We start from the raw sequence: 13,075 nt of genomic DNA, 5'->3' as shown, positions 1-13,075 counted from the left end.
GGGGTGTCCCTCTCGCTTCCGCAGCGCGCCGGCTACCTGGCCCAGGAGGGAGACATCCTTTCCCCGGACGGGCACTGCCGCGCCTTCGACGCCCGGGCCCAGGGCACCGTGCGCGGCTCGGGCGCGGGCATCGTCGTCCTCAAGCGGCTGTCGGACGCCCTTGCGCAAGGGGACACCATCCACGCCGTCATCCGCGGCTCCGCGGTCAACAACGACGGCGCGGGGCGCGCGGGCTACACAGCGCCGAGCGCGGAGGGCCAGGCCGCCGTCATCTCCGAGGCGCTCGGTGTGGCCGGCGTGAAGCCCGGGGACATCCAGTACGTCGAGGCCCACGGGACGGCGACGCCGCTGGGCGACCCCATCGAGGTCTCCGCCCTCAACCAGGCCTTCCGCGCGCAGGCGAACGCGCCGGGCACCATCGCGTTGGGCTCGCTGAAGACGAACATCGGCCACCTGGACACCGCCGCGGGCGTCGCCGGGTTGATCAAGGTCGTGATGGCGCTGCGCCACCATCAGCTTCCCCCCAGCCTGCACTTCGAACGCCCCAACCCGGTCATCGACTTCGCGGCCGGCCCGTTCTTCGTCAACGCCGCGCTGCGCCCCTGGGAGTCGCGCGGCACGACGCGGCGGGCAGGCGTCAGCTCCTTTGGCATCGGCGGCACCAACGCGCACGTCATCCTGGAGGAGGCGCCCGCCAACGCGACCGCGCCCACCGCGCGGACGTCGCACCTGCTGCTGCTTTCGGCGCGCAGCGAAGCAGCGCTGGACGCGGCGACAGGACAGCTCGCGTCCCATCTGGAGCAGCATCCGGACCTGGAGCTGGCGGATGTGGCGCACACGCTGATGGTGGGCCGCCGCCGCTTCGAACACCGGCGTGCGCTGGTCTGCCGCGACGGTGAGGACGCGCGGCGGGTGCTCGCCTCGCGCGATGAGTCCCGGCTGCTCACCTGTCACGAGACCGCCGTGGAGCGTCAAGCGGCCTTCCTGTTCCCGGGACAGGGCGCCCAGTTCGCGGGCATGGCGCGCGGCCTCCACGAACAGCTCCCGGTGTTCCGCAAGCACCTGGACACGTGCTGTGACCTCCTGGCGCCAATGCTCAAGCTGGACCTGCGTCAGCTCCTGCTGGCTCGGACCGGGGACGTGGAGGCGGAGCGCCAGTTGCGCCGGACGGCGCTCACCCAGCCCGCGCTCTTCGTCGTGTCCCATGCGCTGGCCCGCACCTGGATGGCCTGGGGCGTGAAACCCCGGGCGATGCTGGGACACAGCGTGGGGGAGTACGTCGCGGCCTGCCTGGCGGGAGCGCTCCGGCTGGAGGACGCGTTGTCGCTCATCGCCGCTCGCGGAGCGCTCATCGAACAGCTCCCCCCGGGCGCCATGCTCTCCGTGTCGCTGCCGGAGGCCGACGTCCAGGACCTGCTGGCGCCAGACCTGTCGCTGGCGGCTGTCAACGCGCCTTCGATGTGCGTGGTATCGGGGCCACTGGAGTCCGTGGACCGCCTGGCCGCGCGCCTGGAACAGCGTGGCGTCGCGTGCCGGCGGCTGCACACGTCGCACGCCTTCCACTCGTCGATGATGGAGCCCATCCTGGGCGCCTTCGCGGAGCGCCTCCGCGCGGTGCGCTGGTCCGAGCCCACGCTCCCGTGGGTGTCCAACGTCACCGGATCGTGGATCACCCCCGCGCAGGCATGCAGCCCGGAGTACTGGGTGGAGCATCTGCGCCGTCCGGTGCGCTTCGCGCAAGGAATGCGGACGCTGTTGGAGGAGCCGTCGCGCGCGCTGCTGGAGGTCGGGCCGGGCAACACGCTCGCGACGCTGGCGCGGCGGGCCTCTCCGCCGCCGGAGGTGGTGGTCGCGTCCATGCGCCACGCCCACGAGTCCTGCTCGGACCTGGACGCCCTGCTGAGCGCCGCGGGGCGGCTGTGGTTGTCCGGGGTGCGTCTGGACGGGACGAAGCTGTATGCGTCCGAAGCCCGGCGGCGCGTGCCCCTGCCCACCTATCCTTTCGAGCGCCACCGCTACTGGGTGGAGGCGGTATCCGCGAAGGACGCGCCCGACGCGCGCGGCAGGGTGACCAAGCGGCCGGAGTCCGCGGGCTGGTTCCACACGCCTGCCTGGAAGCAGGCCCGGCGCCAGGAGCCCGCGAGCGCGAACGGCGGATGGTTGCTTTTCGTGGACGGGCCGGGAGCGGCGGTCGCGGAGCGGCTGCGCCGCGGCGGCGCCTCCGTGGTGGAGGTCGTGCCCGGGAGCGACTTCCTGCCGCTGGGGCCTGGCCGCTTCGCGCTGGATGGCACCCGGCCAGAGCACCACGCGTGGTTGCTGGAGGCGCTGGGAGAGACACGGCCGGAGCGCGTGGCGTTCCTGGATGGGTGGGCGCTCGCGGACCACGCCCCAGGGAGCGCGGCGCGCGTGGAGGCGGCGCTTGCTCGGGGCTTCTATCCGCCTCTGTATCTGGCGCGCGCGATGGAGGCCCGTTGGCCCGGAGCGGTCACGTCGCTGACCGTCGTGACCGCTGGCGCTCACGACGTCACTGGCGAGGAGTCGTTGGATCCGGCGCAGGCCCTGGCGTTGGGGCCGTGCCGCGTCCTGCCCCAGGAACTGGGGCCTGGCTGGCGCTGCCGCGCGGTGGACATCCCGGTGCCTCCGAAGGAGGGCGGACCCGGCGCGCGCCTGTGGCTGGACGCGCTGGTGGCGGAGCTGGAGTCGGACCCGCGCGACGCGGTGGTGGCGCTGCGAGGCCGTCATCGCTGGGTGGAGGACTTCGCGCCGGTGTCCCTGCCGGACGTGTCCACCCGCGGACTGCTGCGCGACGGCGGCGTCTACCTCATCACCGGAGGCCTGGGCCGCATGGGCCTGGCGCTCGCGTCGCGGCTGGTCACGCAGGCGCGGGCGCGGCTGGTGCTGGTGGGACGCACCCGGCTGCCGGCGCGTGACGCCTGGGCCGCGTGGCAGGCCGAGCACGGCCCCGACGACGCCACGTCGCGCAAGCTGTGCGCCCTGGAGGACCTGGAGCGGCAGGGGGCCGAGGTGCTGCTCGTGTCGGCGGACGTGACCCGCGACGAGGACTGCCAGCGCATGGTGGCCCAGGCTCGCGAGCGCTTCGGCGCCCTGCACGGCGTCATCCACGCCGCGGGTGTGGTCGGCACGCCGGCGAACGTGCTCGTCTCCGAGGTGGCGCCGTCGCGGTGCGGACTGTTGTTCGAGGCCAAGGTCCACGGCCTCCTCGCGCTGTCGCGCGCGCTCAAGTCCGAAGCGCTGGACTTCGTGATGCTCCAGTCGTCGCTGTCCACGGTGCTGGGGGGGCTGGGCTTCGCGGCCTATGCGTCCGCCAACCACTTCCTGGATGCCTTCGCCGCGGAGCAGGCGCGCCAGGGCGGCACGCCGTGGCTGGCGGTCGATTGGGACGGCTGGACCGAGGAGGCGGGGCGGCTGGGCCTCACGCTGGAGGAAGGGGCGCGCGCGTTCCAGCGCATCCTCGGGTTGGGAGAAGCCGGCCGCATCCTCGTCTCCACGGGAGACCTGTCGGCGCGAAGGTCGCGGGGCAACGTGCCCGCGGAGCCTGGAGCGGCGGCGGAGGGCACCGGCGGTACGTCGCGGGCCCGTCCCTCGTCGGCGCATGCGCGGCCCGCGCTGGGGACCCCGTACGTGGCTCCGGAGGATGCCATCCAGCGGCAGATCGCGGAGCTCTGGCAGGAGCTCCTGGGGGTGGACCGGGTGGGCATCCACGACGACTTCTTCGAACTGGGCGGCCACTCGCTGCTGGGCATGCAGGTGGTGTCGCGGCTGCGGGAGCTGTTCTCCGTGGAGGTGTCCATCCGGGGCCTGTTTGAAACGCCCACGGTGATGGGAGTGGTGAACGCGGTCCTCGAGGCCCAGGCATCCCAGGTGGACGCGGGCCGGCTCGAAGCACTGCTGGCGGAGATGGAGAAGGCACCATGAGCGGGCTGGTCCAGCGGTTTGGCAACCTCTCCCCGGAGAAGCGCGAAGAGCTGATGCGCCGGTTGAAGCAGGAGGCGGCGGGGGCATCCGCGCCCGACGCCATCCCCGCGCGCGACAGGTCCACGCCGCCGCCGCTGTCGTTCGCTCAGCAGCGGCTGTGGTTCATCGATCAGCTCCAGCCGGGCCTCGCGCTCTACAACCTGCCCATCGTCCTGCGCGCGAACGGGCCGCTGAACGTCGATGCCTTCCAGCGCGCCCTCCAGGCGCTGGTCGACCGCCACGAGGTGCTGCGCACGACGTTCGTGCAGGAGCGTGGACAGCCCGTGCAGCGCATCGCCCCGGCGCAGGAGTTGCGGGTGTCCGCGGTGGACCTGCGGGCCCTGCCCGGCGAGGAGCGGGACGCGGAGGCGTTGCGGCTGGCGAAGGCGGAGATGCTGCTCCCGTTCAATCTGGAGCTCGGGCCCCTCTTGCGTGCGACGTGGATCCGGCTGGATGCGAACGACCACGTGCTGGTGCTGATGCTGCACCACATCGTCTTCGACATCTGGTCCATGGGTGTGCTGGTGCGCGAGGTGATCGCGCTCTACGACGCCTTCAGCCACGGACGCCCGGCCGCGCTCCCGGCGCTGAAGCTCCAGTACGCCGATTGGGCGACCTGGCAGCGAGGGAGCGCGCAGCAGGCGGTGCTGGAGAAGCAGCTCGCGTACTGGCGGGAACGGCTCGAGGGACTGGAGATGCTGGATCTCCCGGCGGACCGTCCCCGGGGAGGGGCCGGCGTGCGAGGCGGGGCGCTCCCGTTCCGGATGCCGCAGGGCCCATGGGAGGGGCTGAAGGGCCTGGCGCGCAAGGAGGGTTTGACGCCCTTCATGGTGCTGCTGGCGGCGCTGGAGGTCGTGCTCGCGCGCGAGTCCGGACAGCATGACGTGGCGGTGGGAACGCCCGTCGCTGGCCGCAACCGCCGCGAGGTGGAAGGCCTGATCGGCTTCTTCGTCAACACGGTGGTGATGCGCACGGACTTGTCGGGCAACCCGACGCTGCGGGAGCTGCTCGCGCGCGTCCGCGAGACGTGCGTGGAAGCCTACGCGCGGCAGGACATTCCGTTGGAGCAGATCGTCGCGGCGCTCCAGCCGGGACGCGAGGCCGGGCAGACGCCGTTCTACCGGGTCTCGTTCAACTTCCAGAACGCGCCGCTGGCGGAGGTCCGCATCCCCGGGCTCGCGCTGCGTCCGATCATGATGGAGAGCGGGCTCGCGAAGCTCGACCTGAGCCTCCAACTCACGGAGGGAGCGGAAGGACTGACGGGCGTGTGGGAGTACAGCACGGACCTGTACGAGGAGCGGACGGTCCGCCGGTGGATGGAGAGCTACGAGCGAGTGGTGAAGGCGCTGGTGGAGAAGCCCGAGCAGCGGGTGGGGGAGGTGGAGTGGATGGGGTTGGAGGAGCGCCGGCGTGTGGTGGAGGAGTGGAACCGGACGGAGAAGGCGTACGGCGGGAAGGAGCAGTGCGGGCACGAAGTCTTCGAGGCGGTGGTGGACGCGACGCCGGAAGCGGAGGCGGTGAGGACGGGGGAAGGAGGGGTGAGGTACCGGGAGGTGGAGGAGAGGGCGAACCAACTGGCGCACCAGTTGAGGGGGCTGGGAGTGGGGCCGGAGGTGAGGGTGGGGCTGCTGGTGGAGCGGTCGGTGGAGTGGGTGGTGGGGATGATGGCGGTGCTGAAGGCGGGAGGAGCCTTCGTGCCGGTGGACGTGACGCTGCCGGCGCTGCGGGTGGGCGAGCTGCTGGAGGAGTCCGGCGCCGCCGTGGTGCTGACGCACGAAGCGATCGCGGACGAACTGCCCACCGGAAGCGCCGTGCTGGTCCTGTTGGATGGGGACCGTGAGCGAATTGCCCGTCAGCCGAAGACGCGGCCCGTGAAGCGAGTGGGTGCGGAGTCGCTGGCGTACGTGCTGTACACGTCGGGAAGCACGGGGAAGCCGAAGGGGGTGATGGTGCGGCACGGGGGCCTGGCGAACATGGCGCACGCGGTGGCCGAAGCGCACGGCGTGAAGCCGGAGGACCGGGTGCTGCAATTCGCCTCGCCGGGCTTCGACGCGTCGGTGGCGGAGGTCTTCTCGACGCTGGCGGCCGGGGCGAGCGTGTGCGTGGCGCCGCGCGAAGCGCTGATGCCGGGAGGGGCGCTGGAAGCGACGGTGAAGGAGTTGGGCGCGACGGTGGCGACGCTGACGCCCTCGGTGCTGGGGCAGGTGGAGGACGGAGGGCTGGAAGGGCTGCGCACGCTCATCTCCGCGGGGGAGGCGGTGTCGCCCGGGCTGGTGCGCAAGTGGAGCGAAGGGCGGCGGATGCTCAACGGGTACGGCCCGACGGAGGTGACGGTGTGCGCGAGCGTGGCGGCGTCACTGAAGGCGGAGCGGGTGACGGTGGGCAGGCCACTGGGGAACGTGCGGCTGTACGTGCTGGACGAGGCGCAGCGGCCGGTGGGGGTGGGGGTGGTGGGCGAGTTGTACGTGGGAGGCGCGGGGCTGGCGCGGGGTTACCTGGGGCAGCCCGGGCTGACAGCGGAGCGCTTCGTCCCGGACGGCTTCAGCGGTGAGGCGGGGAGCCGGCTGTACCGGACGGGGGATTTGGTGCGGTGGGGCGAGGAGGGGGAGGTGGAGTACGTGGGCCGGCGAGACGGGCAGGTGAAGGTGCGGGGGATGAGGTTGGAGGTGGGGGAGGTGGAGGGAGTGCTGGGGACGCATCCCGGGGTGAAGCAGGTGGCGGTGGTGGCGAGGAAGGAGGCCGGGGGGACGAAGCTGTGGGCGTACGTGGTGGGGGAGGTGGAGGCGGGCGCGCTGAGAGAATGGCTGCGCGAGCGGGTGCCGGAGCACATGGTGCCGGTGGTGTACGGGAGGCTGGAGGCGCTGCCGCTGACGGCGAGCGGGAAGGTGGACCGGGCGAAGCTGCCCGCGCTGACGGCGGAGGCCACGCCGCGCGCGCAAGCCTTCACCGCGCCGCGCACTCCCGTGGAGCAGCTCATCGCGGACCAGTGGGCGGAGCTGCTGAAGGTGGAGCGCGTCGGATTGACCGACAACTTCTTCGACCTTGGTGGCCACTCCCTCATTGGCACCCAGGTGGTCTCACGGCTGCGTGAACTCTTCGGCGTGGAGCTGCCGCTCCAGCAGGTCTTCGATGCGCCCACGGTCGAGCTGCTCGCGGCCCGAGTGGAGACGCTCCGTGCGCGAAGCGAAGGTGCGTCGGCGATGCCGCCGGTGGTTTCCGTCAGTCGAGCGGGAGAGCTGCCGCTGTCCTTCGCGCAGCAGCGCCTGTGGTTCCTGGATCGACTGGAGCCGGGCAGCCCGCTCTACAACGTGCCCGCAGCGGTGCGGATGTCGGGCGCTCTCGACGTAGGGGGACTGGAGCGGTGCTTCGCGGAGATCCTCCGCCGGCACGAAGTGCTGCGCACCACGTTCCCCGTGTCAGGGCAGACGCCCGTGCAGGAGATCCACGCCAAGGGACACCTTCCGTTGGAGGTGCGCGACCTGACCTCGCTGGATGAGTCACAGCGTCAACCGGAAGTGCTGCGTCTGGCCGAGGCGGAGGCCCGGAAGCCGTTCAATCTGTCGCAGGGGCCCCTGGTCCGCGCGGTGCTGTTGAGGCTCGGCGAAACGGAGCATGTGTTGCTCTTGACGATGCACCACATCATCTCCGACGCCTGGTCTACGGGGCTCCTTCTGCGGGAGCTGGGGGAACTCTATCCGGCGTATCTCACGGGTGAGCAGCCCTCGCTCCCGGAGCTGACGGTGCAGTACGCGGACTATGCCGCGTGGCAGCGGAGCTGGCTGAACGAGGAGCACCTGGCGTCGGAGCTGGGCTGGTGGAAGGCGCGGCTGGACGGGGCACCCGCGCTGCTGGAGCTGCCCGCGGATCACCCGCGTCCCGCGGTGAAGACGTACCGGGGTACGCACCGGGTCCAGCGCATGCCCGTGGAGCTCCAGGCGGGCGTCCGGCGTCTGGCCCGGAGCGAAGGCGCCACGCCGTTCATGGTGCTGCTGGCGGCCTTCAACGCCCTGCTGTCCCACCTGGCTGGCCGCGAAGACATCGTGATTGGCACGGACGTCGCGGGCCGCGATCACCGCGAGGTGGAGGGGCTGATCGGCTTCTTCATCAACCAGCTCGTGCTGCGCACCCGCGTGGAGCGGAGCGCGAGCTTCCGGGAACTGCTCGGCAGGGTGCGTGAGACGACGCTCTCGGCATACGCGCATCAACACGTGCCCTTCGAGAAGCTGGTGGAGGCGATCAACCCGGAGCGCAGCCTGGGCCACGCGCCACTCTTCCAGGTGAAGCTGTTGCTCCAGAACGCGCCGGTGCCGGAGCTGCGGCTGCCGGGGTTGAGCCTCCGGGGCGTCGACTTCGAGACCGGCACCGCGAAGCTGGACCTCATCGTCTCGTTCACGGAGGGAGCGGAAGGACTGACGGGCGTGTGGGAGTACAGCACGGACCTGTACGAGGAGCGGACGGTCCGCCGGTGGATGGAGGGCTATGAGCGGGTGGTGAAGGCGCTGGTGGAGAAGCCCGAGCAGCGGGTGGGGGAGGTGGAGTGGATGGGGTTGGAGGAGCGCCGGCGTGTGGTGGAGGAGTGGAACCGGACGGAGAAGGCGTACGGCGCGAAGGAGCAGTGTGGGCACGAAGTCTTCGAGGCGGTGGTGGACGCGACGCCGGAAGCGGAGGCGGTGAGGACGAGGGAAGGAGGGGTGAGGTACCGGGAGGTGGAGGAGAGGGCGAACCAACTGGCGCACCAGTTGAGGGGGCTGGGAGTGGGGCCGGAGGTGAGGGTGGGGCTGCTGGTGGAGCGGTCGGTGGAGTGGGTGGTGGGGATGATGGCGGTGCTGAAGGCGGGAGGAGCCTTCGTGCCGGTGGACGTGACGCTGCCGGCGCTGCGGGTGGGCGAGCTGCTGGAGGAGTCCGGCGTCGCCGTGGTGCTGACGCGTGAGGCATTGGCGGACGAACTGCCCACGGGCAACGCGGTGCTCGCGTTCGTGGATTCGGCGCGGGTCGCGAAGCAGCCGAAGACGCGGCTCGCGAAGCGAGTGGGTGCGGAGTCGCTGGCGTACGTGCTGTACACGTCGGGAAGCACGGGGAAGCCGAAGGGGGTGATGGTGCGGCACGGGGGCCTGGCGAACATGGCGCACGCGGTGGCCGAAGCGCACGGCGTGAAGCCGGAGGACCGGGTGCTGCAATTCGCCTCGCCGGGCTTCGACGCGTCGGTGGCGGAGGTCTTCTCGACGCTGGCGGCCGGGGCGAGCGTGTGCGTGGCGCCGCGCGAAGCGCTGATGCCGGGAGGGGCGCTGGAAGCGACGGTGAAGGAGTTGGGCGCGACGGTGGCGACGCTGACGCCCTCGGTGCTGGGGCAGGTGGAGGACGGAGGGCTGGAAGGACTGCGCACGCTCATCTCCGCGGGGGAAGCGGTGTCGCCCGGGCTGGTGCGCAAGTGGAGCGAAGGGCGGCGGATGCTCAACGGGTACGGCCCGACGGAGGTGACGGTGTGCGCGAGCGTGGCGGCGTCACTGAAGGCGGAGCGGGTGACGGTGGGCAGGCCGCTGGGGAACGTGCGGCTGTACGTGCTGGACGAGGCGCAGCGGCCGGTGGGGGTGGGGGTGGTGGGCGAGTTGTACGTGGGAGGCGCGGGGCTGGCGCGGGGTTACCTGGGGCAGCCCGGGCTGACGGCGGAGCGCTTCGTCCCGGATGGCTTCAGCGGTGAGGCGGGAGGCCGGCTGTACCGGACGGGGGATTTGGTGCGGTGGGGCGAGGAGGGGGAGGTGGAGTACGTGGGCCGGCGAGACGGGCAGGTGAAGGTGCGGGGGATGAGGTTGGAGGTGGGGGAGGTGGAGGGAGTGCTGGGGACGCACCCCGGGGTGAAGCAGGTGGCGGTGGTGGCGAGGAAGGAGGCCGGGGGGACGAAGCTGTGGGCGTACGTGGTGGGGGAGGTGGAGGCGGGCGCGCTGAGAGAATGGCTGCGCGAGCGGGTGCCGGAGCACATGGTGCCGGTGGCGTACGGGAGGCTGGAGGCGCTGCCGCTGACGGCGAGCGGGAAGGTGGACCGGGCGAAGCTGCCCGCGCTGACGGCGGAGGCCACGCCGCGCGCGCAAGCCTTCACCGCGCCGCGCACTCCCGTGGAGCAGCTCATCGCGGACCAGTGGGCGGAGCTGCTGAAGGTGGAGCGCGTCGGATTGACCGACAACTTCTTCGACCTTGGTGGCCACTCCCTCATCGCGACCCAGGTCGTGACGCGGATCGGTGCGCTCTTCGGCAGGGAGCTCGCGCTCGCGGATCTCTTCGAACGCCCAACGGTGTCCGCGCTGGCGGAGCTCCTCCAGGCATCCGGTACCAACCAGGGCGCGAAGCCGCTCCCGCCCGTCGAGCGCACGCCGCCCACCGACACGCTCCCGCTGTCGTTCAGCCAGGAGGTCTACTGGTCTCCGGAGCAGGGGGGCGCCGCGAGCGTGCACAACGCATCCCCGGTCGTGCTGGGCCTGGGCGGCATGCTGGACGCGGCCGCCCTGAAGCGCGGCGTCGAGGAGATCGTCCGCCGTCACGAGAGCCTGCGCACCGCGTTCCCCACCGTGGATGGAAAACCACGGCAGCACATCCTGCCGCCCGGTCCCGTCCCGTTCGAGGTGGAGGCGCTCGATGCACTGCCCGCGGCGGAGCGGGAAGCGGAGGCCCTGCGCCGCGCACGCGTGCAGATGGACCGCCCCTTCGATCTGGAGCGCGGCCCTCTGCTGCGGTGTCACCTGTACCGGCTCGACGCCGAACAGCACGTGCTGCTGGTCAACATGCACCACGCGGTGACCGACTTCGTGTCGTTCTCCGTCTTCGCGGGTGAGCTCGCGGTGCTCTACGCCGCCTTCCGGGAGGGCCGCGAGTCGCCCCTGCCGGAGCTGCCCATCCAGTACCAGGACTTCACCCGGTGGCAGCGCGCGTGGCTGAGGGACGGCGCGCTGGAGCACCTGCGGACGTACTGGGCCCGGACGCTGTCGGGGCCCCCCGAGGACGTGCGGCTCCCCCTGGACTTCCCTCGGCCGGAGAAGGCGTCGCTGCGCGGGGCGAGCCTCGACCTCGTCCTACCGCCGGAGCTGGTCGCCCGGCTGAAGCAGCTCTGCCGCGCTGAAGGCGTCACGCTCTTCATGGTGTTGCTGTCCGCGTTCCAGGTCCTGCTGTCGCGCCGCGCGAACCAGGAGGACATCCGCGTCGGCTTCGCGCACGCCCAGCGTCCGCGCCCGGAGCTGGAGCCGTTGATCGGCATGTTCGCCGGCTACCTCGTCATCCGCGCGCGGATGGAGCCAGGGCTCGCGCCGCGCGAGGCGCTGGCCCGCGTCCGCACGGCCTACCTGGAGGCATTCGCGCACCAGGGGCTGCCTCACTCGGAGCTGGTCAAGGTGCTGCCCGGGCTCTGCCGGATCGGCTTCACCTTCTCCGACCGCGAAGGGAACGCTCCCCAGGTGCCCGGCCTCGAAGTGCGGCCCCTGATGCGCAGCCGGGGCTGGACGCTCTACGACCTGAAGCTCGGCGTCTCCGACACGCCGGGCGGACTCATCGCCACGCTCGAATACAAGGTCGACCTGTTCCGTACGGACACCATCGCCGAGCTCCTGCACGCGTGGCGGCAGGTCCTCCAATCCTTCTGTGACGCCTTCCCCCCATCCACCTCGAGGAACCAGCCATGACGCAGCAGCGGGTCAACCTTTTCATGGAGTCCGAGCCGTTCCGAACCGCCGGCGGCGTCGTCAATGGCCTGATCCAGGAGGACCTCAAGGCGCAAGGGCACACGGTGACGGCCTACTTCAAGCACCGGCTGAGCAACACCGACACGCCCATGCCGGTCGCGACCGCGGACCGGCTGCGCCGCATCCTGGCGGAGCCCCCCGCGGACCTCGCTGTCTTCTGTGATCAGGGCCTGTGGATCCACCCTCCGGGCCCACGCATCGCGCGCCGCTCCGTCGTCCTCTTCCACGGGCTCGTGGGCGGACAGTCGCTCTGGCTGGGCAACCCCGCGGTGGACCTCTACACCACCTACTCCCCCTACATGCGCGAGGCGCTCATCAGCCTGCTGACACTGCCCGACGTGCAGCGTCGCACCTGCCTGGATCCATCCGGCTTCGACAAGGTCGTGGACTTCCACGCGGGGCTCCCCTGCGTCGCCAGCGCCTCCGGTGACGCCCGCATGCAGGGTTCGCAGCTCCCGTCCCAGGTCCAGGAGGCGCTCGACGCGGGTGACGTGCTGGGCCACGCGTTGCAGCCCCGCAAGCCGGACTGGTACGCCGTCCTCAACATCCTCGTGCACCTCAACCTGCAAACGCGGGAGGCGAACGGGCCGCGCTACCGGCTCATCGTCGACGCCGAGGACTTCGCGCTCATCGACTACTCGTACACGCACGGCTTCCCGTTCGACGTGAGCGCCGCCCGGTCCATGCTGGACGCGATGGGGTTCAAGCTCTCCGACCTCCTCATCCCGGTGCGCTTCCTCAACCAGGCCGCGCTCTTCAAGCTCTTCTCGCTCACGAAGTTCGGGCTGTCCTTCAACGTCTACCCGGAGCCCTTCGGCTTCTATCCGCTGGAGTCCGTGTACCAGGGGTGCCCGGTCTACACGAACGGCATTGGAAACAACCGCTTCAGCGTGCCGCCGGATCACGGCATCCGCGTCTTCGACAACGTGGACATGGCCTTCGGGGATCCGTTCTCCTTCCAGGAGGTCGCCAACGCCATCTTGGAGGACGTCCGCTCGCGCGGCCGCGTCACCCAGGAGTGCGCGCGGGGCCGCGACTTCATCGCGCGCAACTACGACCGGGACAGCTTCACGCGTACCTGGCGCAAGGCCCTGGCGCACCTGGACGCGCCGCGGCCGGCGCCCCGGCCCTTCGAGTCGCTGCGCGTGAAGATGAGCCCCATGGTGCGCCGCCTGGAGGAGGAGACAGGGCGCGTCGTCAGCGACTTCGAGCGGCAGACGCTCGAGCCCCGCGAGCTGGCCATCCTCAAGGCCTCGCGGGAGCGCTCCATGGGCCAGGTGCTCAGCGACATGAATGAGTCCGACCAGGCGCTGCTGCAAGGCCTGTTCTCCCGGGGCGTGTTGACGCTGCGTCCCGACGGCCACGTCTCCGGCTGA

3 protein-coding genes (1 of these 3 only partly in view) are annotated in these 13,075 nt (G+C 71.3%); all 3 read left to right on the top strand.

Translation table 11 applies throughout. From position 1 onward, the window contains the following. Tightly spaced (each overlapping or abutting the next), the 3 genes in view from KYK13_RS21690 to KYK13_RS21680 form a layout consistent with a single transcriptional unit that may run on beyond the window. Nucleotides 1-3,936 carry the 3' portion of a type I polyketide synthase gene (locus tag KYK13_RS21690; protein ID WP_223632378.1) on the top strand. 621 nt of this gene lie to the left of the window's left edge, so 3,936 of the gene's 4,557 nt are visible here — the last part of the coding sequence; its start codon lies off the left edge, out of view; it ends in the stop codon at nucleotides 3,934-3,936. Further along, the gene (locus tag KYK13_RS21685) at nucleotides 3,933-11,639 is read left to right on the top strand and encodes an amino acid adenylation domain-containing protein (RefSeq protein ID WP_223632375.1); all 7,707 of its coding nucleotides are present in this window, start codon (nucleotides 3,933-3,935) and stop codon (nucleotides 11,637-11,639) included. The genes KYK13_RS21690 and KYK13_RS21685 overlap by 4 nt, the downstream gene beginning before the upstream one ends. Further along, nucleotides 11,636-13,075 (top strand): glycosyltransferase, encoded by a 1,440-nt coding sequence (locus tag KYK13_RS21680; RefSeq protein WP_223632372.1) that lies wholly within the window; start codon nucleotides 11,636-11,638, stop codon nucleotides 13,073-13,075. The genes KYK13_RS21685 and KYK13_RS21680 overlap by 4 nt, the downstream gene beginning before the upstream one ends.

This window comes from Corallococcus sp. EGB, from assembly GCF_019968905.1.
Taxonomy (GTDB): Bacteria; Myxococcota; Myxococcia; order Myxococcales; family Myxococcaceae; genus Corallococcus.
Note: the sequence above shows the minus strand (reverse complement) of the source record. Positions and strands in the feature narration are given on the sequence as shown.

What these genes read in the sequence shown, in the direction of transcription:
- KYK13_RS21680 (WP_223632372.1), top strand. Translation starts at nt 11,636, where the DNA reads ATGACGCAGCAGCGGGTCAACCTTTTCATGGAGTCCGAGCCGTTCCGA.
- KYK13_RS21685 (WP_223632375.1), top strand. Translation starts at nt 3,933, where the DNA reads ATGAGCGGGCTGGTCCAGCGGTTTGGCAACCTCTCCCCGGAGAAGCGC.